Genomic DNA, 26,824 nt, shown 5'->3' with positions numbered 1-26,824 from the left:
TCGTCGCGCACGGGCGAGCGAACCCGTGCGGTTTTTGAGTCCTGACGCGCTACAACGGTGATACCGAATGATTTCGAAGGGCTGCGAGCAGTGCGCGCAAGGGGGCAAGATGGTCCTCTTCGTCTACGGGTATTGCGACCAGCGCGACTGTTTCTACTGCCCGCTGGGTGAGAACCGGAAGAACGTCACGCAGGTCTACGCCAACGAGCGCCCGGTCGAGAGCGACGAGGACGTCGTCGCGGAGGCGAAGAAGATGGACGCGCTCGGTACCTCCATCACGGGCGGCGAACCGCAGGAGGCGATGGAGCGCACGACCCGCTACCTCCGCCTCCTCAAGGAGGAGTTCGGCGAGGACCACCACACCCACCTCTACACCGGCATCACGGGCGGCCGCGAGAACATGCGCCGCCTCAGCGAGGCGGGCCTCGACGAGATCCGGTTCCACCCGCCCTACGAACTCTGGGGCGACCTTCACGGGACGGAGTGGGAGGAGATCCTCTACATCGCCCGCGAGGAAGGCCTCACCCCGGCGTTCGAGATTCCGGGCATCCGCGCCGAGGAGGAGTTCCTCGAGTTCCTCGACGAGGGCGCCGCCGACTTCTGCAACGTCAACGAGTTCGAGATGAGCGACGGGAACTACGAGCGGATGCAGGAGGCCGGCTACGAGCTCCAGGACGGCCACATGAGCGCCGTCGAGGGCTCGAAGGACGCCATCCTCGAGGAGATGGCCCAGCACGAGAAGGTCTACTTCTGTACGAGCGTCTTCAAGGACGCCGCCCAGCACCGCAGTCGTCTGAAGCGCATGGCGAAGAACGTCCGCCGCGAGTTCGACGAGGTCACCGAGGACGGCACGCTCGTCTACGGGAAGACGTGGACCTCGCCGGAGGAACTCGACGCCCTCGGCGTCCCCGAGGAGTTCTACACCGCCAAGTCCGAGCACGTCGAGGTCGCGTGGTGGCTCCTCGAGGAGATGGTCGAGGAGGGCGACATCACCGAGGGCGAAATCGTCGAGCAGTACCCGACGTACGACGGCCAGGTCGTCGAGCGAACGCCCCTCGCGTAGAAAACCGGTCACGAGACACGTCGGCCGAACCCCTTCTCATATCCCATAACTGCCGTACCCGTCGTGTGGAGCACGCCGCTCAGGCGCGCGGACAGTCCGCTCGGACGGCCTCGCAGGCGGCGTCGGCGTCAACCTCGTATATCGTGACGGCGTCGTTCTCGAAGGCCACCTCGACGTCGGGGTGGTCGAACGAGCGGACGTCGTAGCGCTCGCGCTCGTTCGGGCCGACGTAGACGTAGGTGACGTCGTACTTGTCGAGGAGGAGGGCGGCGCTCGCCCAGCGCGCACTGTATATCGCGCCGACGTCGCGGGTGCGCGTCTCCCACGCGTCGGGGCCGCGATAGCCCTGCTCGTGGTGCCAGCCGACGACGCTCGGGAGGCCGGTGAGGCTGCTGGCCTCGCTGCGGAACTGGTACATCGGCGTCCCCGGGGCCTCGACGAGGTGCGGGGAGCCCTCGCGGGCGTCGAGCCAGTCGATTGCGGCGGCCTCCCCGGGGTGGCGCTCCTCGACGTACTCGGTGGCGTCGAGCGTCGGGTCGGCGCCGTGGGTGGCGACGTAGCCGACGCGGTCGCTGACGGCGAGCGCGGGGAAGGCGAGGCCGGCGCCGAGGACGAGCACGACGGCGGCGACGCGGGCGACCCGTCCGGCCGAGACGTCGATTTCGCGGGGGCGAGCGAGCGCGCGGAGGCGCGGGCGGCCGTCCGGGAGCACGCCCGCGAGCGCGGCGCCGGCGCCGACGCCCCAGAGCACCCACGCCTGCATCGAGACCTTGTAGACGGTGTTCCAGCGGGGCGCGTTCGGGTCGTGCGGCCAGACCTTCGCGTAGGCGAACTCGACGGCGAGGAGGAGGCCGGCGCCGGCGACGAGGAGCAGGAGGTCGAAGCCGGCGTCGCGGCGCCGGCGGAGGTACCAGCCGGCGGCGATGCACGCGAGGAGGAGGACGGCGGTGCCGAGCGACGCGAGCGTAGCGAGCGCGATGCCGGCGACGAGGAGGCCGGCGCCGAGGGCGAGCGTCCGCCGTGCGACGGCCGCGCCGCGCGCGACGCGGAGGCCGAACGCGGCGAGCGGGACGCCGGACGCGAGCAGGAAGGGGACGACGGGCGTGCGCGGCGGGAGGACGCCGACGCCGCCGTTGACGGGCGTGTGGAAGAGGAGGAACGGGCTCGCGAGCGCGGCGCCGCCGAGCGCGACGGCGAGCGCGCCCGCGACGGCGACGACGAGACGGCCGACCTCGTCGCGGAGCGCGTCGTCGGAACGCAGGCGTGCGCCGTGGCGCCCGAGCAGTCTCCCCGGATGCCGGTCGGCGAGCGCGAGCGCGAGGCCGGTGAGGCCGACGGCGCTCGGGTAGCTCCACGTGGAGACGAGCGCGAGGAGGCCGGCGACCCAGCCCAGCCCGCCGAGGAGCGCGAGCGCGCGCCCCGTTTCGTCGGTCCGCGAGAGTGCGAACGCGAGCGCGGCGGCGACGAGGAGGAAGGGCGTGGCGAGCATGTGCGCGTGGAGGTCGGCGTTCGTGTACTCCCACGCGGGCGTGACGTGGAGGGTGCCGGGGGCGACGTAGCGCCCGAGCCACGGCGTCCACTCGCCGAGGCTGTGGTAGTGCGCGTAGGCGTCCGCCGCCTCCATGCGGATGCCGGCGAAGGCGACGTCGAACGCGGGGAGCGCGACGCCCTCGGGGAGCAGGCCGACGACGACGCGGACGGGGGTCGCGAGGTGGCCGGCGACGGCGACGAGGCACGCACCGAACGCGCCGCCCGCCACGGGGCTGTTGCCGTTCGCGTCCGCGACGGCGGCGGCGACGGCGTACGCCGCGCTCGCGAGCGTCGCGTAGAACGTCGCGAGCCCGAGGTTGTAGGCGTAGCGGACGGGAACGCCCGCCAGCTCGGTGACGCTCGCGACCGCGAGGAGGCCGCCGTAGTAGTAGCGCACGGGGCGGCCGGCGAACCAGACGTCCTGTGGCGGGAGTGCGCTCGCGCGCGACAGCGATTTCAGGAGCCCGTAGTCGAGGAACTTCTCGCCGCCCGCGGGATAGACGCCCGGGAACACCGACCGGTAGGCGAGGAGGCCGCAGAACGCGAGGGCGAACGCGAGCACCGGTCCGAGAGGTACCGGCGGGAGGCCGTCGCGGCGCGCGACGAGGATGCCGAGGCCGAGCGCGACGAGCGCCGCGACGGCGGCGGTCGCGCGGCCCCACGCGAGGTGGCCGAGCCAGTACGCGGGGAGCGTGACGGCGGCGAGCCCGATGGCCGGCGCGAGGCCGGCGGCGTGGTCGTCGGGGAGGACGCGGGCGGCGAGGGGGAGGCCGGCCGCCGCGACGACGAGGAGGGCGGCGAGCCAGCCGAGGGCGTGGAGGGCGCTCACGACCTATCGGTGTCGTTCTGTCCGGTATGTGTCTTGTGCTCCGTGTGGCGACCGAATCCAAAGCGTGAAGTATTCCGTAGCTGTCACGGTGTAGACGCCCGCATGCCCTCCATCAGACGTGTCGCCGCCGCCCTCCTCCAGCCCGCGCGCGCCGGTCAGTTCCTCGCCGTCGGCGCGCTCGGCGCGCTCCTCGATAACGCCGCGCTCGTCGTCCTCCACGACGTCCTCGCGGTCGCGCTCCTCCCCGCGAAACTCGTCGCCGCAGAAGCCAGCATCATCCTGATGTTCGCCGCGAACGAGCGCTGGACGTTCGACTCGTGGGGTGCGCGCGGCGTCCGCGCGCTCGCGAGACGCCTCCTCACGTCGAACGCCGTCCGCGCCGTCGGCCTCGCCACCGGCATCGCCGTCCTCTTCGCGCTCACTCGCGCCGGCGTCTGGTATCTCGCCGCGAACGTCGTCGGCCTCGGCGTCGGCTTCGTCGTGAACTACTGCTTCGAGAACGTCCTCACGTGGCGCGTCCTCGCCAGCTAGCCGAGGCGGAAGGACTCCTCGCCCTCGCTCTCGAGGTCGTCGAGGTGGATGACGTCCTCGACGTCCTCCGCGTCGTCGAGTTCGTCGCGGAGGGCGTTGATGTACGCCTTGTGCTCCTCCAACTGCTCGCGGAGGTGCTCGGCCTCGAGTTCGAGGCGCTCGTGCTCGCGGACGAAGCTCTTGGGCACCTCGACCTTCGGCGGGAACTCCGCGTCCTCGACGTCCTCGCCGACGTCGTCCGTCGGGACGACGCGCACGCGGCCGTCGTTCGCGACGAGCGCGTCCACGTAGTCCCGGAAGACGGCGGACAACGAGAGGTCGCGCTCCTCCGCGATGTCGCGGAGGGCGTCGAAGGTGTCCTCGTTCACGCGGAACGAGACGGTCTTGTTCTTGTTGCCCATGCGCGAAAAACGGGGTCTCGGGCCTTAGTTCTTCGTCAGACGCCGCGTCTCAGGCGGCTTCGGCGACTTCCTCGTCGTCGGTCTCGTCGAGCGACTCGAGGGCGTCGATGGCGGCCTGCTTGTAGCGCCGCAGCGGGAGGTCGTACTCCTCCTCGGCGCGCCGGGCGTACTCGTTGCCCTCGTCGTCGAAGGCGTCGATGCGCTCGAGGGTGCGCTCGGCCGTCTCGACGACCCAGCGGTCGCGCGTCGCCGTCTCGACTTCGGTGATAGACTCGGGGCGCACGGAGACGTTGACGGTCCCGTCCTCGGTCTCGTAGGCGCGGGGCTTCCCGACGATAGCGACGTACGTCGGCGTCTCGAGGTCGCGCAGCGCGCTCGCGGCGTCCGGCTGATACTGGCCGGCGTAGACGAAGAACGTCCCGGTCGGGTCGACGACGCGGCCGCGCCAGTACTCGGAGTCCTCGCCGACGTCCTCGGTCTCGGTGAGGGTGCCGACGAGGAAGACGCGGTTCGCCTTCTCCCCGGTGGGGAGGAGGCTGTAGAGCGGCGCGCGCTCGTCGTCGGATTCCTTGAAGGTGAACGTGGCGTCGTTGAACTCGTCGGCGAAGACGCGGCGGGCGACTTCGCGCGTGGGGGTGGACTGGTTGCTGGACATCTACATCGACCTCGCTTTGATGAGGACGGATTCGGCGTCGGTGGGTTCGGAGAGCGCTTCGACGTCGTTCGCGAGCACGTAGCGCCCGAGCGTCGGGCCCGTGACGCGGTAGTACTGGCCGAGGAGCATCTCGCGCATCTCGTCGGCGACGACGGTCGTGTCGAGGGCGTCCATCGCCTGCTGTTTCGCCTCCTCGAGACCGATTCCGGTGAGGTCGGTCGTCGCTTCCTCGTTCAGGATGATCTCGTGGACGTCCTCGCCGTCGTCGAGGACGCCCTTGATGCGGAGGTCGAACTCGCCCTCGACCTCGCCGTGCTCGGAACAGCGGCCGTTCTGAAGGACGCGCGTGCAGTCCTCCTCGGGGCAGCGCTTGATGAGGCCGGAACCGGACTGGATGTCGACGAGCGCGCCCTCGACGCTCGTCTCGTCGTCGCCGACCTCGATGTCCTCGTCCACCTCGGTGATGGTGGTCGTGCGGTTGAGCTTCACCGAATACCGGCCCTGGTACTCGTCGGTGACGACGTTCCCGAGGCGGTAGACCTGCCCTTCGTCGAGTTCGTCGAGGTCGGAGGCCGCCCACTTGGTGAACTTGATGGTGCCGGACTCGTCGCCGAGCAGGCCGACCTGCGCGACGCTGTCGCTCCGGGGCTCCCAGAGGTCGACGACCTTCGCGGTGATGTCCACCCACTCGTCGGGCGCGTCGACGTCGGCGGCCTGCACGGTCGGGTTGCCGCCGCGTCCGAGTTCGTCGCGCTCGATGCCCGCCTCGTCGAGGTAGTGGCTCTCGACGGAGCGCCGGGCCTCGTCGAGCGGTATCTTGTACTCCTCGACGTACTGTTCGAGGCGCTCCTCGATCTCCTCGACGTCCACGTCGAGGTGCTCCGAGAACTGGTCGTGTAGCTGCTGCGCGGTCTGCTGTATGTCGCTCATAGTCGGGGATTCCGTCTCCGCGTGTGTTTCGGGTGGGAGACGGGAACGGATACGGCCTGCTGGTCTATAAACTCTCCCTCACCGAAGCGAAAGTGGTCTGGTGCGAGCCACAGGCCTATGTCGTCGCGGGCGCTACACGCGCTCATGACCGAGGACGACTCCGGGGTCGTCGACCGCCTCGCCCGGGGCGCGGGCCGCCGGTACGCGGAGGCCGTCGCCGCCTACCGGGAGGGCCGAACGAGCGGCGAACTGCCGCGCGACGACGCCGGCCGCGTCCGCATCGTCTGTCGCCGCCACGCCGAGAAGCGCGCCGTCGCGCTCGACGAGGAGGGCCGCCCGGCGTGCTTCGACGCCGACCACCCCGCCTGCGAGGGCTGTCTCGAGGACGTTCGGGACGGACAGGTGGAGACGTGGTGAGAACCGTCGCCGTCCTCCTCGCCGGCGGGACCGGGACGCGGCTCTACCCGGCGAGTCGCGCCGAGCGCCCGAAGCAGTTCCAGTCCTTCGGCGATGATTCGCGCTCGCTCCTCCGGCGCGCGGCCGACCGCGCGGCGTTCGCCGACGACGTGTGCGTCCTCACCCGCGAGGCGTACGCCGACGCCGTCCGCGAGCACGTCCCCGAGGCCGACGTCCTCGTCGAACCCGTCGCGAAGGACACGGGGCCGGCGCTCGCCTACGCGAGCCATCGCGTGCGCGAGCGACACGACGACGCCGTGCTCTGCGCGCTCCCCGCCGACCACGTCGTCGGCGACGGCTTCGACGACGTCGCGCGGCGCGGCTGTCGCGTCGCCGCCGAGCAGGACGCGCTGGTGACGTTCGGCGTCGAACCCGACCGACCCGCGACCGAGTACGGCTACATCGAGCCCGGCGACGCCCACGACGGCTACGCCGACGTCGCGTCCTTCCGGGAGAAACCCGACGCCGAGACCGCCGCGCGTCTCCGGGAGGCGGGGTGTCTCTGGAACGCCGGGCTGTTCGCGTGGCGCCCAGAGGTCTTCCTCGCGGAGGCGCGCGACGGCCCGCTCGCGCCGCTCATTGATGCGCTCGAGGCCGGCGACCCCGAGCGCGGGTTCGACCGCGTCGACCCCGCGAGCGTCGACTACGCGGTCATGGAGCGGACCGACCGCGCCGCCGTCGTCCCCGCCGACTTCGACTGGGACGACCTCGGGTCGTGGGACGCGCTCGAACGCGTGCTCGGCGGTGACGACGACGGGAACGTCGTCGCGAGCGACGCCCTCGCCCTCGACGCGTCCGGGAACGTAATCGCGAGCGACGACAAACACGTCTCCGTCGTCGGCGTGGACGACCTCGTCGTCGCCGCCTACGACGACCGCGTGCTCGTCGTCCCGAAAGCCGACAGTCAGCGCGTCCGCGACGTCGTCGCCGAACTCCGCGACGACGACCTGTTCTGACTACCCCTGCTGGAGGCGGCCGCCGTCGATGGGGAGCGAGACGCCGTTCACGTACGACGCGCGCTCGCTCGCGAGGAAGGCGACGACGTCACCGAGCTCCCGCGGAGCGCCGACGCGCTCCATCGGGATGTCGACACCCCAGTCCGCGATGCCGGTCTCGTAGTCCGGGTACTCGCCGCGCTCGACGGCCTGCTCGACGAGCTCCTCGATGCGCGGCGTCTCGAACGGCCCCGGGAGGACGGCGTTCGCACGGACGTCCGGCGCGAGCTCGACCGCGAGCGTCTCCACGAGACCGATGACGCCGCGTCGCACCGCGTTCGAGAGGACCAGACCGCCGATCGGCGTCTCGACGCTCGTCGAGGTGATGGCGGTGACGGTGCCCGCGTCGCTCTCCGAGAGGTACGGATGGGCGGCCTTCACGGCTCGGACGGCGCTCATCACGAGCAGGTCGTACGCCTCGTACCAGTCGCGCTCCGCCGTGTCGAGGAACGGCCCCGACGGCGGGCCACCCGCGGAGAGCACGAGGTGATCGAGACTCCCGAAGGCCTCCACGGTCGCCTCGACGAGCGCCTCGACGTCGTCCGGGTCCGTGATGTCCGCGCTGACGCCGGTGACGTCGCCCGTGGCCGCCTCGCGAACGTCCTCGATTGCGTCGTCGAGGCGCTCCTCGTCGCGCCCGCAGAGCACGACGTTCGCGCCCTCGGCGGCGAGCGCCGTCGCCGACGCCTTCCCGAGGCCGCTCGTACTCGCCGTCACCAGTGCCGTCTCGTCAGTGAGTCCGAGGTCCATATCGCCGTCGTCGGACCCCCTCCACAAAAACCATCCTGTCGGGTGCTTCGGTCGTTTCTCCGTAACGCTTGAATCGGTGGACGGCGTTGTGTTCCCCGTGAGAGCTACGCGACGGGGCCGGAAGTGGGCGGCCGGGACGTCGGGGTCGCCTCTCCGTGGTGTGTCTGCCGGATGCGGAACGAGGGAGTGGCGGTCGTGAACGTCGAGTTCGAGCGTTTCGACGGCGGCGTTCGCATTCACGACCGTATCGAGTCAGTCACGTACACGGTCGAGACGGGGAGCGATACGGTTCTTGAGGCTGACACAGATGCGTTCCAGCTCCCGGTCACGCACACGTTCGCCGTCGAAACCGACCACCTCTCCCTCCCGAACCTCACCGATGTCTACGTCCGTGACAGTGCGGGCGTCGCTCTCGACCTCCCACCCGGACAGCGCGATGGTGTCGGGACGGGAACATACGAGATAGAGATCAGCGCGACACCGGTCAAACTCTACCTCCACGTCGAGGACGCCGCCGTCGTCGTCGATTCGCTCCGCGACGCGACCACCATCGAGTTCGATCGAACCGCGCGCGTCGCCATCGGCGTTCGCTCGCTCCACGAACATCCTGCGGGGTCGGTCACGGTTCGGGACGACCCCCGCGACCTGATGCGCGCCGTCTCCACGTTCGGCTCCGCGCTGAAGACGACGAGCGCCGAGCGCTCCTTCCCGACGATGCGCGGTCATCCACCCATTATCGAGCGTGGCGAGCGCTTCGCCGTCCCGCCAAACGTCCGCCCGCCCGACACCGGTGTCCGCATCGAAGTTCCCGCGCGATACGAGTCCGTCTATAGCGTCGCGACGCTCGCGTACTACCTCGGCGCCGACGTCGTCCCGAGCGCCACACCCCGTGTCGTCGCCGCCGGTCGGACGTTCGACCTCCCCGAAGACGAACTCTCGGACGCCGCGAACGATGTCCTCCGGCACTGCTTCACGCTCGACTGCGTCGTCCGCACCGAGGGCATCTACCCAATCGACCTCGCCGAGCGCGAGGATGTGCTCACGCGCGTCGACCTTGACCTCGCTGACCTCTACGACGCACCGCTCGACGAGCGCACCGCGGCCTACCTCGACGTTCCGTGCGAGACCACTAAGGGGATTCTCGAGTGGCACCTCACTACTGACATTGAGCCAACACCCGACCACGCCGAGATACTCCCCTACGTTGTCAACGACCTCTCCTTCATCCGCTCTCCATCACCGTCCGCAGGCTCCGGACCGCCCGTCCCGGAGCCCGATTCCGTCAGCGAGTTCTTCCGCAACGACCCGGACGGTGCGTCCGTCCGGTCGACCGACGAAACCGGAACGCGTGCGACCGATTCCGACTCCGCCCCAAGCGACCACATCGTCTCGCCCGCCGCTGCCGACACCGTTGGACACGCTTGGGTTGGTGACGGCTACCCCCGCGGGGCGTCGAAACCCACCGTCGATTCCTACCGGCGTCGGCTCGACAGAGAGACTACCGAGGATACCGCCATCGATGTCCACGTCGTCTGTAACGACCCGGAGATGCGTGAAGAAGCCGAGAAACTGTACGGCTTCCGGGACCTGATTGAGTTCGACGTCGAGACGGACTTCGACCTCACTATTGCGGAGACGCGTGATGTCCTCGCATCGGAGACCGACCTCCTCCACTACATCGGCCACGTCACCGAGGAAGGGATGCAGTGTCGCGACGGCGACTTAGACGTCCGCACGCTCGACGACGTGAACGTCGACACGTTCGTCCTGAACGGCTGCCGCTCCTACGCACAAGGAATGGCACTCGTCGATGCCGGAGCTCTCGGCGGCGTCGTCACCGTCGACAACGTCTTCAACCGCGTCGCGACCGATGTTGGGCGCTCGGTCGCCCGGTTGCTGGACAACGGCTTCGATCTCCACGGCGCGCTCGACGTCGCCACTGAGAACGTCACGGCGGGCTATCAGTACACCATCGTCGGGAATGGAGGAGTCACGCTTTGTCACCACCACATGGGCTGCCCCACGCTCGGTCTCATCAATACTGATGACGTCACTGAGGAGTCGCTCTTGTTCTCGGTTCGGTGTTATCTCACACGAGATGTCGGCCCGGGGACGTTCATCTCGCTGATTCCCCTCGAGTCACAAACACGCCACTTGGCCAATCCGATGGAACACTCCTTCGAACTCGGCCCCGAGCACTTGCAGAAGACCCTCTCGTCCGGTCGTTCGCCGATACTCGTCGACGGTGAACTTCGGTGGAGCGACGAACTCGAACTCGCGGACGTTTACGGGCCGTAGGTCGGAGACGCGATGCTCGCCGCCGAGGTACCGGCCGACGAGAGCAGCAGCACGAGTGTGAACAGCGCGCCGATCATGCGGGGGTTCTCGGTGAGGTACGTCGTGATGTCTTTCTCGGACATACTTCACCCGATGACCGGTTCGATAGAAAGTCTATCTCATAACTTGTGGAATAAAACTAAGGCAATTTTCGGCGCGAACACAATACTGCGGTGTCCGTCGGTACGTCACGACTCGATTCGGGCCGACCGCCCCGCTCGCAGAGACTGCTGTCCTGCCGGCCGTTACTGCCCCCAGAAGTTGTCGCGGCTACCGAGGCGCTCGCGCGACGACCCGGCGGAGTCCTCCTCGTTCTCCCCTCCCTCGGCCTCGTCGTCGGCTCCGTCCTCGTCTTCCTCCGACTCGTCCTCCTCGTCCTCGGGGAGCTTCTCGATCAGGTCCGCCCGCGCGTAGTTCGGCTTCACCGTCGTCACCTTCGCCTTCACGCGCGCCGGCGGGAGGACGCCGTCCACCATCACGATGAAGCCCGAGTCCTCCTGTCGGCCGACGCCGGCGCCCGACTCGTGCATGTCGTCGACGTCGAGGACGACCTCCTCGCCGGGGACGACGGGGGCCGTCTTCAGCTCGGAGATCGGCTGGCTGTAGTGCTGACACCAGTCCATTCCCCCGCGGTCGCCGAAGTGCTGGCACCCCATGCCCGAAATCCGCTCTTGGAAATTAGGACATTCGTCCGCGAGTGGGCAGTCTGCCATACGGAGTGTTAGCTCCGGCGAACGCAAAACGCTATCGGACGTTTCCGCCGCGACAACGGCCGTCCGACCCGCTTACTCTTCGTCCTCGCCGGGGAGGGTGATGAGGTTCTCCCGGCCGATACGGAGCTTCTCGACCCGGCCTTCCTCGGCCATCGACGTGAGGAGCTGTGAGACTTTCGCGTCCGACCACCGCGTCTCCTCGACGATGTTCGACTGCTTCATCCGGCCGCCGTTCGCCTCGAGCAGTCGCTCGACGCGCTCCTCGTCGCTCAACAGCTCCTCCGTCGGCTCCGACTCGCCGTCGGCCGGCTCGCTCGCGGGGGTCTCCCGGGGCGTCGCCGGTGGTTCCGTCGGCGCGTCGCCGTCAGCGTCCGATGGCGACCCCGGGCCGTTCGTGTCCGCACTCTGGCGGACGTCGAGACTGCCGCGGCCGCCGAAGCCGCGCCACACGTACGCGACGACGACGCCCACGACGAGCGCGCCGACCACGAGGCCGCCGACGAGCAACCACGGAACGCCGGGGCTCTCGACGAACACGACCGTCGGGCCGCCGCCCGGGAACGACTGCGGGCCGGTCCACGTCAGCGCTCCGTCCGAGAGCTGTGACGGCGGGTCGGCGCTGTCCGGACTGTAGCCGCTCGGCGGATACACGCGGAGCGTCTGCCCGGCGTAGAGGTCGCCGAACCAGCCGCCGGCGAACGTGTCGCCGAGCGTGAGCCGGTCACCGGACGCGTTCGCGAAGTTCGTCCACGTGAACTCGAGCGTGAGGGTGCCGACGTCCGGGCCGTCCGAGCGGTCCGTGATGCCGTGGCTCCGGGCCGGGTCGACGATCTGCATCGGGCGGCCGGTCCGCTCGGTGGCGTCGGCGGCGGCCGAGCGGAACGCCGCGAGCGACGGCCCGCCCTGCCCGCGCTCGAACTCGGTGGCGAGGTCGGCGAACGCCGCTCTATCGTCGGAATCGTTCAGGGGATACGCCACCGACACCGTCCAGCGCGCGTCCCCGTTCGATTGGAGGTGGACGCCGAGCGTCGTGTTCGACGCCGCCGGGGCGGTGTCGGCGGCCGCCGCGACAGAACCGATGGGGAGGGCGAGGACGACAGCGGTGACGGCGAGCACGAGGAGGGCGGCTTGCCGCATGGTCGGTTTCGAGTGGAGCGCCCGACGGCAAAACGCTTTCCATCACCCGTACGGCGCGCGAATCCCGGGAGACGCCCGCTCGATACCCGAGCACTCCGCATCGTTTTTGTCGGCAGCCGCGCAAATAACGGCTATGTCCAGGCTCCCCGTCCTGTTCGCCGCCCTCCTCCTCCTCGCGGCACCCGTGGCCGCGTTCGGTGGCGCGACCGACGCGGCCCCGCTCACCGGTAGCGCCGAGGCCGCGACGGCGACGCCCGCCACGAACACCGCCACCGCGAACACGACGAACGTCCTCCGTCTCGGCGACCCGAACGCCGCCGGGTTCACGACGACCGGCCCGACCGTCACCGTCACCGTGGGCGCCGCGAGCGCCTCCTTCGACGGCCGCTACGCGACGTACGGCTTCGAGTCCCGCTGGGCGGCCGCGTCCACCGACGCCGAACGCCTCGCCGTCATCCGTAACGCCACCGACGCCGCCGCGAACCGGACCGCCGCCATCGCCGCCGACGAGGCGGCCGCACGCGAGGCCTACGTCGACGGCGACCTCTCCGCGCCCGCGCTCGTCCACCGCGTCGCCCTCGACAGCGCTCGCGCCGACGCGCTCGCCACGTACATCGCCACGCTCAGGGAGCACGCCGGCGAGCTCTCGGAGGAGAACGCCACCGTCGTCCGCGACCGGCTCACCGCACTCCGTGGCGAACTCGCCGCCTACGGCGTCGGAACCGGCGAGTCGCTCCACGCCGAGCTCGGCGACGCCATCGCCGGCGAGCGCGCCCCGATGCGCGTCTACGTCGCGGCGTCGCCGTCCGGCCTCACGCTCGCGGCGCTCGACGACGACACGTACTACCACACGACGTATCGCGTCGACAACTACGACGCCGTCCCCGCCTCGAACGTCGACCTCGGTGCGTTCCTCGACTCCCTCGAGCGCCTCTACCCGACCACGACGAACCTCTCCTCCTCGAACGGCGGGTTCCGCTCGTTCAGCGCCCCCGCCGACGCCCACCTCTACCGTGCGGTCCTCGGCTACAACCGGGGTGCCGACGCACAGAGCACGCTCGTCGTCTACTTCGACCCGAGTACGGACAGCGTCTACCGCGAGGACAAGCGCCTCGCGACCGCCGATATCGTCACCGGCGCGGCCGTCACCCGAACGCAGGGGTCCGTGACGCTCGCCGTCAACCGGACGTACGCCGGCGGCCCGCTCCGCGTCGCCGTGTACAACGACGCCGGGGACCCGCTCGACGCGACCGTCCGCGTCAACGGGACCACTGCCGGCACCACCGACCCCGATACCGGCGTCGTCTGGGCGCTCGCCCCGGCTGGCGAGTACAACGTGACCGCCGAACACGACGGGACGACCGTCACGCTCGACACCGGCGCCGCCTCTGCCTGAGGCGAACCTTCTTCTCCGAGAGCGGGCCCACCGGAGCGCGTGCCCCAGACCTCGCGCGGCGTCGCGCCCGTCGTCGGCGCCGTCGTCCTCCTTGCGTGCTGCGTCGGCGCCGCGAGCGCCGTCGCCGTCACCGTCACCGACGCCGGAGCCACAGCCCTCGTGACGCCCGCGACGCCCAGCGTCGTCGACGCGCACGCCACGAGCGACGGGACGCTCGCGCTTACCTATCGCGCGGGGCCGGCGCTCGACGTCCGCGACCTCCGCGTCGTCGTCGCCGTCGACGGGACGCCGCTCCGCCAGCAGCCGACCGTGCCGTTCGTCGGTGCCCCGGGGTTCGACGGCGCGCCCGGCGGCCCGTTCAACGCCGCCACCGACCCGACGTGGACGGTCGGCGAGCGCGCGACGCTCCGCGTCGCCGAAACCAACACCGCGCTCGACGCGGGCGCACGCGTCACTGTACGGCTCTATCGGAACGGCACCCGAGTCGCCGTCGTCGAGACGCGCGTCGCTACTGCTCGGGAACGCGCGCGAGCGTCGTGATGGCGACGTCCGGCTTGTAGGACGGCCCCATCGTCCGGTGCTCGATGGCCTCGAAGCCGGCGTCGCGGAACATGCGGTCCGCCTCCGCCTCGTCGTAGAAGAGCATTATCGCGTCCGCGAGCTTCTGGAAGAGCGTCGAGCGCGGGTAGTTCGGGCCGACGACGAGCACTTTTCCACCGGGCTTCGTGATGCGGCGGAACTCCCGGAGCGCCGCCACCGGGTTCGGCCAGTACTCGATGGAGCCCGACGACCAGACCGCGTCGAAGCTATCCGCCGCGAACGGCAGGCGCTCGGCGTCCCCGAACGTGAACTGCACGGGGTCGTGCTTCCCGAGTTTCGCCCACGCCTTCTCCAGTTGGCCCTCGCTCTGGTCGAGCGCGTAGACGTCCTCGGTGTACTCGAGGAGGCCCTCCGTCCCGAAGCCGGTTCCACAGCCGACGTCGAGGACTCGGTCGCCAGCATCCAGCGCGAGCATTTCGAGGGATTCGGCCCGCATCGACTCGTTCCAGATGAACGGGTTGACGCGGTCGTACACCTTCGAGAGGTACCGGTAGAAGAGCCGGGCCCGCGCTTTGTCTTCGAGGACTCCCATTGTCGACTCGTAGCGTGGCCTCGGACATAAGTTCCTGTCTTTCAGCCGCCCGTCCGTTTCGCAACTACCTTATACGCGTTCGTTCAATTCCTCCCCGTTAGCCCATGCCGAGGCCAGAGGTTCTAGAACGAATACAGGAGGCCGAGCAGGACGCCGACGACATCGTCGCCGACGCCGAGCAAGAGCGCGAGGAGCGCCTCGCCGAGGCCCGGCAACGGGCCGATGAGATCCGGCAAGAGGCAGACGAAGAAGCGGCCGAGCTGAAAGAACAGCGACTCGCCGACGCCCGTGAGGAGATCGAGGCCGAGAGCGAACGCATCATCGAAGAGGGCAACGCGGAGCGCGAGCAGCTCCGCGCGACGGCCGAAGAGAACGCCGACGAGGCCGTCGAGTACGCCCTCGACCAGTTCGAGGAGGCGGTGCATGCTCAGACCTGAGCAGATGAGCAAGGTGTCCGTCACGGGCACCAAGAACGTCATTCAGGACGTCATCGAGGTCACGCACGACCAGCGCGTCGTCCACCTCACCGACTACACGGGCGAGCACGAGGGCTTCGCGTCCGGTAGCCCCCTCGAGGGCGCCGAAGCGGCGTCCGAGAAACTCGTCACCGTCCGCTCGCTCATCAACATCCTCGACGTCTCCGAGGAGGACGCGGGTCCCGCCCGCATCGTCACCGACGAGGCGCTCGAGGAGGAGTTCGAGTCCGTCCGCCAGCAGGTGAACGAACTCGACGACCGGCGCGACGACCTCGAGGACGACCTCGAGGACCTCGAGGAGGAGATCGCGGCCGCCGAGCCGTTCGTCGAGCTCGGCATCGACCTCGATCTCCTGCAGGGGTACGACAACCTCGACGTCGTCGTCGGCGAAGGCGACACGGACGCGGTGGGACACGCGCTCGCCGACGCGAGCGCGATCCAGTCCTACGAGGTGTTCAGCGAGGGCGACGTCTTCGCCGCGGTCGCGTACCCCGAATCGGGTGCGCCAGCGGACGCGCTCTCCGAGGTCTTCGTCGGCCTCGACGTCGAGCGCTACGCGGTCCCGGACGCCGAGGAGTCCCCCGAGGAGTACCTCCAGCGGCTCGAACACCGCAAGCAGCAGCTCGTGTCCGACCTCGAGAGCGTCGAGAGCGACCTCGAGAGTCTCCGCCTCGAACACGCCGGCTTCCTCCTCGCCGCCGAGGAGAAGCTCACCATCGAGGTCCAGAAGTCCGAGGCGCCGCTGCACTTCGCGACGACCGAGCACGCCTTCGTCGCGGAGGGCTGGATCCCGACGACCGACTACGAGTCCTACGCGAGCGCGCTCAAGGACGAGCTCGGCGAGCGCGTCGAGGTCGAGGAGCTCGAGCGCGCCGAGTACGAGCCGCCCGGCCACGAGATCGGCCACGGCGAGCAGGAGGCCGCGACCGACGGCGGCACCGTCGACCGGCCGCCGGTCGTCCAGAAGAACCCGAAGGTCGCAGAGCCCTTCGAGATGCTCGTTCGGGTCATCAACCGGCCGAACTACTTCGACCTCGACCCGACGATCATCCTCTTCCTGACGTTCCCGGTCTTCTACGGCTTCATGATCGGCGACGTCGGGTACGGCGTCCTCTACACGGCCGCCGGCTGGTGGATGTACACCCGCCTCGACAGCGCCGCGCTCGCGTCGCTCGGCGGCGTCGCGGTCATCTCGGGAGTGGCGACTATCGTGTTCGGCGTCCTCTACGGGGAGGTGTTCGGGTTCCACCTCATCAGTGAGTACCTCTGGAGCGGCACGCCGCCGCTTCACAAGGGACTGATGCCGGCGAACGCGGACTGGGCCCGTCTCTGGCTCATCGTCTCCATCCTCGTCGCGCTCGGGCACCTCACGCTCGGGTACGCCATCGACACCTACAAGCGCCTCCACCACAGCGCGTGGGACGCACTCACGGAGGGCGCGTCGTGGGCGATCCTCATGATCGGGATGTGGATCTGGGTCTTCAGCCACGCGCTCGACAGCGCCAAACCACCCATCCTCTTCCAGACCCTCGCCGGGCAGCCGCTCGGTTTCACCGGGTTCTCCGCGACGGTCGGGTGGGCGGCACTCGCCGTCGGCCTCGTCGGCTACGTCCTCCTCATCTACGCGGAGGGCGCGATTGGCGCCGTCGAGGGCGCGCTGAACTCGCTCACGCACGTCCTCTCCTACACGCGGCTCGCGGCGGTCATGCTCGCGAAGGGCGGAATGGCGTTCGTCGTCAACCTGCTCTTCTTCGGCGCGTACCGGTCCGCCGAAGGCGAGTTCCACTTCATGCTCAACCACGATTGGAGCTACGTACAGGCCCACCACTCCGGTGCCGAGCTGATGTTCGGCGGCCTCGTTCACGGCCCGATAACGGCCGTACTCGGCGGCCTCGTCATCTTCGTGCTCGGCCACGCCTTAGTGCTTGCCCTCGGGGTTACCAGCGCCGGTCTACAGGCCGTTCGTCTGGAATACGTCGAGTTCTTTGGGAAGTTTTATGAAGGCGGTGGGGAGAAATACGAACCGTTCGGCCACCAGCGAACCTACACCACACAGGACTAATCAGTCATGCTCGAATTCATCGCATTCGTCAACGCTATCGCACCGCTTCTCAACGACGTCCTCCTGCCCGCGGAACTCTCGGGCAACATCCAGATCGGCCTCGCCGCGCTCGGCGTCGGCGTCGCCGCGCTCGGCGCGGGGATCGCGGAAGGCGGCATCGGCGCTGCGGCCGTCGGCGCCATCGCTGAGGACAGCGACTTCTTCGGGATCGGTCTGCTGTTCACCGTCCTCCCGGAGACGCTCGTCATCCTCGCGATTGTCGTGATCTTCCTGGTCCAGTAATCTCACGATGAGTCTCGAAACGGTCGCGGAAGAAATCCGGGAGGAGGCCGAGGAACAGGCCGAGGCCATCCGTCAGGACGCCGAGTCGGAGGCCGAGGAGATCGTCTCCGACGCCGAAGCCGAGGTCGAGCGGGAGATCGACCAGCTGCGCGAGCAGGAGCTCTCCAGCGCGAAGCTCGAAGCCAAGCACGAGCGGGAGATCGACCAGCTGCGCGAGCAGGAGCTCTCCAGCGCGAAGCTCGAAGCCAAGCACGAGCGGATGAGCGCGCGGCGCGAAGCGCTCGACGACGTCCGCGACCGTGTCGAGTCGCGTATCGCCGACCTCGACGCAGACCAGCGTCGGGAGCTCACCGAGTCGCTCCTCACGGACTCCCTCGAGGAGTTCGCCGAGGACGCGCAGCTCGCCGTCCACTACGCACCCGGCGACGAGGCGCTCATCGAGGAGCTCCTCGAGGAGCGACAGAACGTCGCTCCGGCCGGCGAAATCGACTGCCTCGGCGGCGTCGTCGTCGAGAGCGAGAGCTCGCGCGTCCGAGTGAAGAACACGTTCGACAGCGTCCTCGCGGACGTCTGGGAGGACGAACTGAAGCAGATATCCGACCGACTGTTCGACGAGCAATGAACGTCATCAGTCGCGACGCGTCGAACTACTCCTACGTGAACGCCCGCGTGCGTTCGCGCTGGGCGGCCCTCTTCGGCGAGGAGGAGTACGACAAGCTCACCCGCATGGGTCCGAGCGAGATCGCCCGCTTCATGGAGGAGACCGAGTACGGGCCCGAGATCAACGCGCTCGGGTCGCGCTACACGGGCGTGGACCTCGTGGAGTACGCGCTCAACCGCAACCTCGCGCGGCACTTCGAGGATCTCCTCGAGTGGTCGCAGGGGACGCTCTACGACCTCATCTCGCGCTACCTCCGGAAGTTCGACGCGTGGAACGCGAAGACGGCGCTTCGCGGCGTCTACTCGGAGACGGAGTCGACCGTCATCGAGGACGACTTCATCCACGCCGGCGAGTTCGGCGAGCGCCTCCTCACGCGTCTGCAGGAGTGCTCGGCGGTCGAGGAGGTCGTCGAGACGCTCGAGGGAACGCTCTTCGGCGCGTCCCTACAGGACGCGCTCGACGACTACGAGGAGACTGGGTCGCTCGTCCCGCTCGAGAACGCCGTCGACCGGACGTTCTACGACAACCTCCTCCGTGGCCTGAACGCCACGACGGAGAGCGGGACGCGGGAGTTCGTGAAGTTCCTCCAGGCGGAGGTCGACTTCCGGAACGTCCGGAACGCGTTCCGCCTCGCCCGCAGCGGCGGGGAGATGGACCCGGCGGACTACTACATCGAGGGCGGCCGGCTCTTCGAGGCGACCGAGCTCGCGTCGCTCGTCGGCAACCGCGACGAACTCGTCGCTCGCCTCCAGGATAGCCGCTACGGCGACGAGGTCGGCCCGGCCCTCGAAACGCTCGAGTCCACCGACTCGCTCATCGGCTTCGAGCACGCGCTCGACGCCGCGCTCCTCGGCTACGCGGACCATCTCTCGCACGTCTTCCCGCTGTCGGTCTGTCCCGTCCTCGCGTTCGTTCTCGCGAAGGAGCGGGAGGTCGACAACATCCGCGCAATCGCGCGCGGCCGGGAGGTCGGGCTGAGCCAAGAGGAGATCGAACGGGAACTGGTGATGCTATGAGTCAGGAGATCGCCGTCGTCGGCACCGCCGAGTTCACGACGGGCTTCCGACTCGCGGGCGTCCGCGAGTTCCGGAACGTTCCCGAGGAGGAGAAGGACGAGTCGCTCGACGACGCCGTCGAGGACGTCTTCGCCACGGAGGACGTCGGCATCATCGTGATGCACGCCGACGACCTCGACTACCTCTCGCGGACCGTCCGGGAGCGCGTGGAGACGAGCGTCGAGCCGACCGTCGTCACCATCGGTGGCGGCGCCGGCGGGAGCAGCGGGATGCGCGACCAGATCAAGCGCGCCATCGGTATCGACCTGATGGCGCAAGACGAAGGTGAGAACGAATGAGTCAGACAGACACCGTAACAGACTCCGGCGAAATCGCGAGCGTGAGCGGTCCGGTCGTGACCGCCACGGGCCTCAACGCCCAGATGAACGACGTCGTCTACGTCGGCGACGAAGGGCTGATGGGCGAGGTCATCGAGATAGAGGGCGACACGACGACGATTCAGGTCTACGAGGAGACGTCCGGCGTCTCCCCAGGTGAGCCCGTCGAGAACACCGGCGAACCCCTGACCGTCGACCTCGGGCCGGGCGTGCTGGACACCATCTACGACGGCGTCCAGCGCCCGCTCGACGTCCTCGAGGACGAGATGGGTGCGTTCCTCGACCGTGGGGTCGACGCCCCCGGCATCGACCTCGAGGAGTCGTGGGACTTCTCCCCGACGGTCTCCGAGGGCGACGTCGTCGAACCCGGCGACCAGGTCGGGACCGTCCCCGAGACGGTCAGCATCGAGCACAAGGTCCTCGTCCCCCCGACCTTCGAGGGCGGCGAGGTCGTCGAGGTCAACGAGGGCGAGCACGTCGTCACCGAGCCGATCGTCGTCCTCGACAACGGCGAGGAAGTGACGATGCACCAGGAGTGGCCGGTCCGACAGGCCCGCCCCTCCGAGGAGAAGTTCACGCCGACCGAGCCCCTCATCACGGGCCAGCGCGTGCAGGACGGCCTCTTCCCGATCGCGAAGGGCGGGACGGCCGCCATCCCGGGTCCGTTCGGCTCCGGGAAGACCGTCACCCAGCAGCAGCTCGCGAAGTGGAGTGACGCGGACATCGTCGTCTACATCGGCTGTGGCGAGCGCGGGAACGAGATGACGGAGGTCATCGAGGACTTCCCCGACCTCACGGACCCGAAGTCCGGTAACCCGCTGATGGCGCGGACGACGCTCATTGCGAACACCTCGAACATGCCGGTCGCGGCCCGCGAGTCCTGCATCTACACGGGTATCACCATCGCGGAGTTCTACCGCGACATGGGCTACGACGTCGCGCTGATGGCCGACTCCACCTCGCGGTGGGCGGAGGCGATGCGCGAGATCTCCTCGCGTCTCGAGGAGATGCCCGGCGAGGAGGGGTACCCCGCGTACCTCGCGGCGCGCCTCGCGCAGTTCTACGAGCGCGCGGGTCGCTTCGAGACGCTGAGCGGGAACGAGGGGTCGGTCTCCGTCGTGGGCGCGGTCAGCCCGCCGGGCGGTGACTTCTCCGAGCCGGTCACGCAGAACACGCTCCGTATCGTGAAGACGTTCTGGGCGCTCGACGCGGACCTCGCGGAGTCCCGGCACTTCCCGTCGATCAACTGGACGGAGTCCTACTCGCTCTACAAGGACCAGCTCGACCCGTGGTTCGAAGAGAACGTCGCGGGCGACTGGCCGGAGGAGCGCCAGTGGGCGGTCGACGTCCTCGACGAGGAGGACGAACTGCAGGAGATCGTCCAGCTCGTCGGGCGCGACGCCCTGCCGGACGACCAGCAGCTCACGCTCGACGTCGCGCGCTACCTGCGCGAGGCGTTCCTCCAGCAGGACGCGTTCCACGACGTGGACACGTTCTCGCCGCCGGAGAAGACCTACGAGATCCTCACGGCGATCCACACCTACAACGACGAGGCGTTCGCCGCCCTCGAGGCGGGTGCGCCCGTCGAGGAGATCACGTCCATCGACGCCGCGCCCCGGCTCAACCGGATCGCGACGCAGGAGGACTACGAGGCGTACGTCGAGGAACTCGAAGCAGAGATCACGGAACAGCTCCAGGCCCTCTACTAATGAAAGAGTACCAGACAATCACGGAAGTCAGCGGTCCGCTGGTGTACGTCGAGACCGACGAACCCATCGGCTACGACGAGATCGTCGAGATCGAGACGCCGAGCGGGGAGGTCAAGCGCGGTCAGGTTCTCGAGACCGCAGAAGAGTTCGTCGCGATTCAGGTCTTCGAGGGCACCGAGGGTATCGGGCGGGACGCCTCCGTCCGCTTCCTCGGCGAGACGCTCAAGCTCCCGGTCACCGAGGACCTCCTCGGGCGCGTCCTCGACGGCTCCGGCAACCCCATCGACGGCGGCCCGGACATCGTCCCGGACGAGCGCCGGAGCATCGTCGGCGCCGCGATCAACCCGACTGCACGCGAGTACCCCGAGGAGTTCATCCAGACGGGTATCTCCGCCATCGACGGGATGAACACGCTCGTCCGCGGGCAGAAGCTCCCGATCTTCAGCGCGTCGGGGCTCCCGCACAGCGATCTCGCGCTCCAGATCGCCCGGCAGGCGACCGTCCCGGAGGACGTCGCCGAGGAGGGCGAGGAGACGGAGTTCGCCGTCGTCTTCGCCGGTATGGGCATCACGCAGGAGGAGGCCAACGAGTTCATGGACGACTTCGAGCGCACGGGCGCGCTCGAACGCAGCGTCGTCTTCCTGAACCTCGCGGACGACCCCGCCGTCGAGCGGACGGTCACGCCGCGCATGGCGCTGACGACCGCCGAGTATCTCGCGTTCGAGAAGGACTACCACGTCCTCACGATCCTCACGGACATGACGAACTACTGTGAGGCGCTGCGCGAGATTGGTGCGGCGCGCGAGGAGGTCCCGGGTCGCCGTGGCTACCCGGGCTACATGTACACGGACCTCGCTCAGCTCTACGAGCGCGCCGGGCGCCTCGAGGGCGAGGACGGCTCCGTGACGCAGATTCCGATCCTGACGATGCCGGGCGACGACGACACCCACCCGATCCCCGACCTCACGGGGTACATCACGGAGGGCCAGATCATGCTCGGCCGCGAGCTGAACAGTCAGGGCGTCGAGCCGCCGATTGACGTGCTGCCGTCGCTCTCGCGCCTGATGGACGACGGTATCGGCGAGGGCATCACCCGCGCCGACCACAGTGGGGTCTCCGACCAGCTCTTCGCGTCCTACGCGGAGGGGAAGGACCTGCGCGACCTCGTGAACATCGTCGGGCGCGAGGCGCTCGACGAGCGCGACAACAAGGTCCTCGACTTCGCGGAGGCCTTCGAGCAGGAGTTCGTCGACCAGGGCTTCCACACGGACCGCACCATCGAGGAGACGCTCGACCAGGCGTGGGACGTCCTCTCCATCCTCCCGAAGACGGAGCTCTCGCGGATCGACGAGGAGCACATCGAGGAGTACTACGGCGAGGAGTCGTCCGACGCCGAGGGCGGCGATACCGAGGAAGCGGAGGCCTAACGACCGATGGCCGAGGACGTCAAGCCGACGCGGAAGAACCTGATGGAGATCGAGGACCGCATCGACCTCTCCGAGCGGGGCCACGACACGCTGGAGCAGAAGCGTGACGGCCTCATCATGGAGTTCATGGACATCCTCGATCAGGCGCAGGACGTCCGCGAGGACCTCGAGCAGGACTACGAGGACGCCCAGCGCACCATCAACATGGCGCGCGCGATGGAGGGCGACGTCGCGGTGCGCGGCGCGGCGGCGGCGCTGAAGGACCACCCGGAGATAACGGTGGAGTCGCACAACATCATGGGCGTCGTCGTCCCGCAGATCGAGGCCTCGCGCGTTCAGAAGAGCCTCGATCAGCGTGGCTACGGCGTCATCGGCACGAGCTCCCGCATCGACGAGGCCGCCGAGGCCTACGAGGAGCTCCTCGAAACCATCGTGCTCGCCGCCGAGGTCGAGACGGCGATGAAGAAGCTCCTCGACGAGATCGAGAGCACGAAGCGCCGCGTGAACGCCCTCGAGTTCACGGTCCTGCCGGACCTCTACGACTCGCAGGATTACATCGAGCAGAAGCTCGAGGAGCAGGAGCGCGAGGAGATCTTCCGCATGAAGAAGGTGAAGAACAAGAAGGAAGAGGAGGAGCGCGCGGCGGCCGCGGAGGCCGAGGCCGAGTCGGCGGCCGAGTCCGCGGACTGACCCCTCACGCAATCGGTTTCTCGTCTCGTTTTTCGGCTCGCTCGGTTCTCGCGGTCCGCTCGCTCTCTCGTCGCCGGAGCTATGGCGCCGGCGCGCCGAGGGCCGGTATGTCCTGTCAGCGCTGTGGCGCCGAGACGGTCGCGTTTCGCGTCCCCGAGGCGTTGGGCGAGTATCTGCCGGACGACCGTCCGGGCGCGGAGCTCTGCACGCGCTGTCTCGCGGTCGCACCGGTCGACGACCCCCCTGACGAGTATCCGGACTTCCGAACGGTCAGCGATGCGTTCCCGCCGAACGAGGAGGCGGGTGCGGCGCTCGCCTGCCTGCTCGCGCTCGTTGAGTCGCTCGTCCTCTATCGCGCGGAGATCGAGGCGGTGGCGACGGACGCGGAGACGCGCGGCGCGGACGTGTTGCTCTTCTTCGAGCGCCTCGCAGCCGACGACTCGCTTGAGCCGTTCTTCGACGTCGAGCGCCGGACGCGCCAACTCGAGCAGTTCCTCTAGTCGTCGGGGGTGGTGCTCCCGCGTTCGGCCATCATGTCGGTGGCGCGTCGCGCCCAGTCGGAGCAGGCGAAGCTGACGAACGCGACGGCGGCCATCCAGACGTACTGGCCGCCGACGGCGACGTAGGCGCCGAGCGGGCCCCAACCGAGGACGACGCCGAGCGCGTAGGTGCCCCCAACGAGGCCGCCGAAGACGCCGGTGGTGCGCGCGAAGAGCGGGATGCGGGTTTCGGAGGCGCCGCCGAGCGCGCCGGAGAGGACGGTGAACGCGGCGACGAACGCGGCGGTGTAGCCGTAGACGCGCGCGAACGAGGTCGCGTAGGGGAGCGCGTCGGGCGAGCCGCCGGCGAGGAGGCGAACGGCGTCGGGGGCGAGGGCGACGAGCGCGAGGCCGATGGTGCCGACGGTAGCGACGGCGAGGCCGGTGGTCGCCCAGCCGCGATAGCGCGCTTCGCCGGGGTCGCCGTCGCCGAGCGCGTGGCCGACGAGGACGCCGACGGCGGTTCTGTACCCCCGCGAGAGCGGCCCGGTGACCTGCTGGTAGACGCGTCGGCCGATCTGGAAGCCGGCGTTGACTGGCGTGCCGAAGCCGAGGAGGAGCGCGTTGAAGGGGAATTCGGCGAGCGTGGTGGCGAAGCCTTCGGCGATCTTGGGCGCGGCGACGGCGAGGAGCTGGCGGGCGACGACGAGGTCGCGCGGTCGGACGAGCGCGAGGTCGTCCTTCCGGGAGTGGATGGTGGCGACGAGGAGGGCGGCGGAGAGGACGTTTGAGGCGGCGGTGGCGGCCGCGACGCCGAGGACGCCGTAGGACGCCACGCCGAGGAGGCCGAGGCCGAGGACGAGCGAGCCGGTGATGTTGGTGAGGTTCGTGACGCCGGTGACGTACATCGGGGTGCGGGTGTCGCCGGTGCCTTGGAGGGCGCGCGAGGCGACGAGGGAGACGTGGCGCGCGGGCGCGGTGGCGAGGACGACGGCGAGGTAGGTGGCGCCGAGTGCGACGGTGGCGCCGCTCGCGCCGAAGAGGCGGATGAGCGGCCCCCCGAAGGAGACGCCGCAGAGGGCGATTGGGACGCCGGCGAGGAGGCCCATGACGAGGGCGCTGGAGACGGCTTCGGCGCGGTTGGCGTCGGCGTCCGCGCCGGTGTCCTGGCTGGCGAGCGCGATGGCGGCGCTCCCGAATCCGAGGCCGATGCGGAGGGGGATGCGCCCGTAGAGGTCGGCGAGGCCGACGGCGACGACGGCGGCGGGGGAGAACGTCGCGGTGACGAGGACGTCGACGGTCCGCATCAGCGTGCGGAGGGTCTGGGAGGCCATCACGGGCCACGCGAGCGCGAGGACGCGGCGCCACGTGGCGACCAGACGTGAGTCCACACCGGCCGTCCGGGCGGGCCGACGAAAGGCCTGCGGGTCGCGGCACCGCCGGCTTCACTTTCACTCCGGTATCAGCGCGCTTATGTGGGTCCGGCGCGTGGGTCGAATCGTCACACGCGTCCCCCGTTCTCCGCCGACCCGAACCGCTTAGGGACACCTCCGTCTACTCCAACCATGCTCGAACTGGAGGACGTCCGCGAGGCCGAGGCCGCCGTCCGGGAGGTGGCGCGGCACACGCCGCTCGACCACTCCTACACGTTCTCGTCGATGACCGGTGCCGAGGTCCACTTGAAGCTCGAGAACGCCCAGCGCACCGGGTCGTTCAAGGTTCGCGGTGCCGCGAACCGCATCACGCGCCTCACCGACGCGGAGCGCGAGGCGGGCGTCGTCACGGCCTCAGCGGGGAATCACGCGCAGGGCGTCGCGCTCGCGGCGACGCGCGCGGGCGTCGACGCGACCGTGGTGATGCCCGAGACCGCGCCCATCTCGAAGGTGAAGGCCACCCGGAGCTACGGCGCGACCGTGGAGTTGCACGGCGTCGACTACGACGAGGCCGCCGAGCGCGCCCACGACATCGAGGCCGCCGAGGGCCGCACGTACGTCCACGCCTTCGACGACGAGGCGGTGATGGCGGGGCAGGGCACCATCGGCGTCGAGATACTGGCGGACCTCCCCGAGGTCGACACGGTCGTCGTCCCCGTCGGCGGGGGCGGCCTCATCAGCGGCGTCGCGACGGCCGTCAAGGGCATCGCGCCGGACGTCACCGTCGTCGGCGTCCAAGCCGAGGGCGCCTCGAGCGTCGCGGACAGCCTCCGGAAGGGGAGCGTGCAGAGACTCGAGCACGTCGACACCATCGCGGACGGCATCGCAGTTCGGGGCGTCGGCCAGCACACCTTCCCCGTGATCCGCGAGCGCGTCGACGAGGTCGTCACCGTGAGCGACGCCGAAATCGCGAACGCGCTCGTCCTCCTCCTGGAGCGGGGGAAGACGCTCGTCGAGGGCGCGGGCGCCGTCCCGCTCGCCGCGCTCCTCACCGGGAAGTACGTCTACGAGGAGGGCGAGACTATCGTCCCCGTGCTCTCCGGCGGGAACATCGACCTCAACCTGCTCACGACCGTCGTCATGCGCGGCCTCGTCGACCAGGGCCGCTACGTCAAGCTCCGCACCGTCCTGAAGGACCGCCCGGGCGCGCTCGACACCCTCCTCGACGTCCTCACGGACGAGCGCGCGAACATCTACGCCATCCAGCACGACCGGACGAACCGGGACGTCGCGCTCTCGGACGCCGAGGTCGAACTCGACCTCGAGACGCGGGGCGAAGAGCACGTCGAGGGCTTGCTCGAGCGCCTCCGCGCGGAGGGCTACGAGGTCGAACTCCTCGTCTGAGCCTCAGCCGTCG

28 protein-coding genes are annotated in these 26,824 nt (G+C 69.2%); 18 read left to right on the top strand and 10 right to left on the bottom strand.

Translation table 11 applies throughout. The features are described 5' to 3' along the window. Positions 1-67 precede the first annotated feature (67 nt). Positions 68-1,063, top strand: coding sequence for a radical SAM protein (locus EFA46_RS03015; protein WP_123074886.1), 996 nt, complete (start codon positions 68-70; stop codon positions 1,061-1,063). Between the two features lie 79 nt (positions 1,064-1,142). Here EFA46_RS03015 and EFA46_RS03010 read toward each other — a convergent pair whose 3' ends face one another. After that, positions 1,143-3,422, bottom strand: coding sequence for a DUF2298 domain-containing protein (locus tag EFA46_RS03010; protein WP_123074888.1), 2,280 nt, complete (start codon positions 3,420-3,422; stop codon positions 1,143-1,145). 102 nt (positions 3,423-3,524) lie between these two features. Between EFA46_RS03010 and EFA46_RS03005 the strand changes: the two genes are divergently transcribed. Continuing rightward, entirely contained in the window at positions 3,525-3,953 is a 429-nt protein-coding gene (locus tag EFA46_RS03005) for a GtrA family protein (protein WP_123074890.1), read from the top strand. On the opposite strand, the gene EFA46_RS03000 is transcribed toward EFA46_RS03005, so the two are convergent. The 3 genes from EFA46_RS03000 to EFA46_RS02990 are packed head-to-tail and all read right to left on the bottom strand — an operon-like array spanning position 3,950 to position 5,939. Continuing rightward, entirely contained in the window at positions 3,950-4,354 is a 405-nt protein-coding gene (locus EFA46_RS03000) for a CopG family transcriptional regulator (protein ID WP_123074892.1), read from the bottom strand. The two genes, EFA46_RS03005 and EFA46_RS03000, sit on opposite strands and share 4 nt — an antisense overlap. A gap of 49 nt (positions 4,355-4,403) precedes the next feature. Further along, a complete protein-coding gene (locus EFA46_RS02995; protein ID WP_123074894.1) occupies positions 4,404-5,009 on the bottom strand; it encodes an RPA family protein in 606 nt (201 codons plus the stop codon). Further along, entirely contained in the window at positions 5,010-5,939 is a 930-nt protein-coding gene (locus tag EFA46_RS02990; protein ID WP_123074896.1) for a replication factor A, read from the bottom strand. It abuts the gene before it with no gap. A gap of 144 nt (positions 5,940-6,083) precedes the next feature. Between EFA46_RS02990 and EFA46_RS02985 the strand changes: the two genes are divergently transcribed. Both EFA46_RS02985 and EFA46_RS02980 read left to right on the top strand, forming a co-directional pair. Then, positions 6,084-6,356: a hypothetical protein gene (locus EFA46_RS02985; protein WP_123074898.1), complete on the top strand. Its 273-nt coding sequence runs from the start codon at positions 6,084-6,086 to the stop codon at positions 6,354-6,356. Continuing rightward, complete coding sequence (locus EFA46_RS02980) at positions 6,350-7,351, top strand: mannose-1-phosphate guanylyltransferase (RefSeq protein ID WP_123074900.1); 1,002 nt, start codon at positions 6,350-6,352, stop codon at positions 7,349-7,351. Before EFA46_RS02985 ends, EFA46_RS02980 begins: the two co-directional genes overlap by 7 nt. Here EFA46_RS02980 and EFA46_RS02975 read toward each other — a convergent pair whose 3' ends face one another. Further along, complete coding sequence (locus EFA46_RS02975; RefSeq protein ID WP_123074902.1) at positions 7,352-8,140, bottom strand: SDR family oxidoreductase; 789 nt, start codon at positions 8,138-8,140, stop codon at positions 7,352-7,354. Between the two features lie 171 nt (positions 8,141-8,311). Between EFA46_RS02975 and EFA46_RS02970 the strand changes: the two genes are divergently transcribed. Then, complete coding sequence (locus EFA46_RS02970; protein ID WP_123074904.1) at positions 8,312-10,438, top strand: hypothetical protein; 2,127 nt, start codon at positions 8,312-8,314, stop codon at positions 10,436-10,438. Here the strand turns inward: EFA46_RS02970 and EFA46_RS16130 are convergent. From EFA46_RS16130 to EFA46_RS02960, 3 genes are all read right to left on the bottom strand, one after another. Further along, positions 10,426-10,560 (bottom strand): hypothetical protein, encoded by a 135-nt coding sequence (locus EFA46_RS16130; protein ID WP_255494082.1) that lies wholly within the window; start codon positions 10,558-10,560, stop codon positions 10,426-10,428. The genes EFA46_RS02970 and EFA46_RS16130 overlap by 13 nt on opposite strands. 162 nt (positions 10,561-10,722) lie before the next feature. Beyond that, complete coding sequence (locus EFA46_RS02965) at positions 10,723-11,190, bottom strand: TRAM domain-containing protein (RefSeq protein ID WP_123074906.1); 468 nt, start codon at positions 11,188-11,190, stop codon at positions 10,723-10,725. 72 nt (positions 11,191-11,262) lie between these two features. Beyond that, positions 11,263-12,327 (bottom strand): hypothetical protein, encoded by a 1,065-nt coding sequence (locus tag EFA46_RS02960; RefSeq protein WP_123074908.1) that lies wholly within the window; start codon positions 12,325-12,327, stop codon positions 11,263-11,265. A gap of 133 nt (positions 12,328-12,460) precedes the next feature. Between EFA46_RS02960 and EFA46_RS02955 the strand changes: the two genes are divergently transcribed. Then, positions 12,461-13,723 (top strand): hypothetical protein, encoded by a 1,263-nt coding sequence (locus EFA46_RS02955; protein WP_123074910.1) that lies wholly within the window; start codon positions 12,461-12,463, stop codon positions 13,721-13,723. 39 nt (positions 13,724-13,762) lie between these two features. Beyond that, positions 13,763-14,263, top strand: coding sequence for a type IV pilin (locus tag EFA46_RS02950; RefSeq protein WP_123074912.1), 501 nt, complete (start codon positions 13,763-13,765; stop codon positions 14,261-14,263). Here EFA46_RS02950 and EFA46_RS02945 read toward each other — a convergent pair. Next, the gene (locus EFA46_RS02945; protein ID WP_123074914.1) at positions 14,232-14,855 is read right to left on the bottom strand and encodes a methyltransferase domain-containing protein; all 624 of its coding nucleotides are present in this window, start codon (positions 14,853-14,855) and stop codon (positions 14,232-14,234) included. The genes EFA46_RS02950 and EFA46_RS02945 overlap by 32 nt on opposite strands. Before the next feature lie 104 nt (positions 14,856-14,959). Here EFA46_RS02945 and ahaH point away from each other — a divergent pair, with 104 nt between their 5' ends. The 10 genes from ahaH (at position 14,960) to EFA46_RS02895 (ending at position 24,055) form a co-directional block, all read left to right on the top strand. Beyond that, positions 14,960-15,292: an ATP synthase archaeal subunit H gene (ahaH, locus tag EFA46_RS02940; RefSeq protein ID WP_123074916.1), complete on the top strand. Its 333-nt coding sequence runs from the start codon at positions 14,960-14,962 to the stop codon at positions 15,290-15,292. Beyond that, positions 15,279-17,393 carry a V-type ATP synthase subunit I gene (locus EFA46_RS02935; RefSeq protein ID WP_123074918.1) on the top strand — a complete coding sequence of 705 codons (2,115 nt, stop codon included), beginning with the start codon at positions 15,279-15,281 and terminating at the stop codon, positions 17,391-17,393. The genes ahaH and EFA46_RS02935 overlap by 14 nt, the downstream gene beginning before the upstream one ends. A gap of 6 nt (positions 17,394-17,399) precedes the next feature. Then, positions 17,400-17,675 (top strand): F0F1 ATP synthase subunit C, encoded by a 276-nt coding sequence (locus EFA46_RS02930; RefSeq protein WP_123074920.1) that lies wholly within the window; start codon positions 17,400-17,402, stop codon positions 17,673-17,675. 7 nt (positions 17,676-17,682) lie between these two features. Next, a complete protein-coding gene (locus EFA46_RS02925) occupies positions 17,683-18,297 on the top strand; it encodes a V-type ATP synthase subunit E family protein (RefSeq protein ID WP_123074922.1) in 615 nt (204 codons plus the stop codon). Continuing rightward, positions 18,294-19,352 (top strand): V-type ATP synthase subunit C, encoded by a 1,059-nt coding sequence (locus EFA46_RS02920; protein WP_123074924.1) that lies wholly within the window; start codon positions 18,294-18,296, stop codon positions 19,350-19,352. The genes EFA46_RS02925 and EFA46_RS02920 overlap by 4 nt, the downstream gene beginning before the upstream one ends. Further along, positions 19,349-19,690: a V-type ATP synthase subunit F gene (locus tag EFA46_RS02915; RefSeq protein ID WP_123074926.1), complete on the top strand. Its 342-nt coding sequence runs from the start codon at positions 19,349-19,351 to the stop codon at positions 19,688-19,690. Before EFA46_RS02920 ends, EFA46_RS02915 begins: the two co-directional genes overlap by 4 nt. Then, positions 19,687-21,438: an ATP synthase subunit A gene (locus EFA46_RS02910; RefSeq protein ID WP_123074928.1), complete on the top strand. Its 1,752-nt coding sequence runs from the start codon at positions 19,687-19,689 to the stop codon at positions 21,436-21,438. The genes EFA46_RS02915 and EFA46_RS02910 overlap by 4 nt, the downstream gene beginning before the upstream one ends. After that, positions 21,438-22,865, top strand: coding sequence for a V-type ATP synthase subunit B (locus EFA46_RS02905; protein ID WP_123074930.1), 1,428 nt, complete (start codon positions 21,438-21,440; stop codon positions 22,863-22,865). The genes EFA46_RS02910 and EFA46_RS02905 overlap by 1 nt, the downstream gene beginning before the upstream one ends. Positions 22,866-22,871: 6 nt before the next feature. After that, positions 22,872-23,555, top strand: coding sequence for a V-type ATP synthase subunit D (locus EFA46_RS02900; protein ID WP_123074932.1), 684 nt, complete (start codon positions 22,872-22,874; stop codon positions 23,553-23,555). Between the two features lie 107 nt (positions 23,556-23,662). Next, positions 23,663-24,055, top strand: a complete 393-nt coding sequence (locus EFA46_RS02895) for a DUF6276 family protein (protein WP_123074934.1) — start codon at positions 23,663-23,665, stop codon at positions 24,053-24,055. Here EFA46_RS02895 and EFA46_RS02890 read toward each other — a convergent pair. Then, a complete protein-coding gene (locus EFA46_RS02890; RefSeq protein ID WP_123077299.1) occupies positions 24,052-25,368 on the bottom strand; it encodes an MATE family efflux transporter in 1,317 nt (438 codons plus the stop codon). The two genes, EFA46_RS02895 and EFA46_RS02890, sit on opposite strands and share 4 nt — an antisense overlap. 231 nt (positions 25,369-25,599) lie before the next feature. Here EFA46_RS02890 and ilvA point away from each other — a divergent pair, with 231 nt between their 5' ends. Continuing rightward, a complete protein-coding gene (gene ilvA / locus EFA46_RS02885) occupies positions 25,600-26,811 on the top strand; it encodes a threonine ammonia-lyase (protein WP_123074936.1) in 1,212 nt (403 codons plus the stop codon). Positions 26,812-26,824: the final 13 nt, after the last annotated feature.

It is taken from the genome of Halarchaeum sp. CBA1220 (assembly GCF_003721175.2).
GTDB lineage: Archaea > Halobacteriota > Halobacteria > Halobacteriales > Halobacteriaceae > Halarchaeum > Halarchaeum grantii.
Note: the sequence above shows the minus strand (reverse complement) of the source record. Positions and strands in the feature narration are given on the sequence as shown.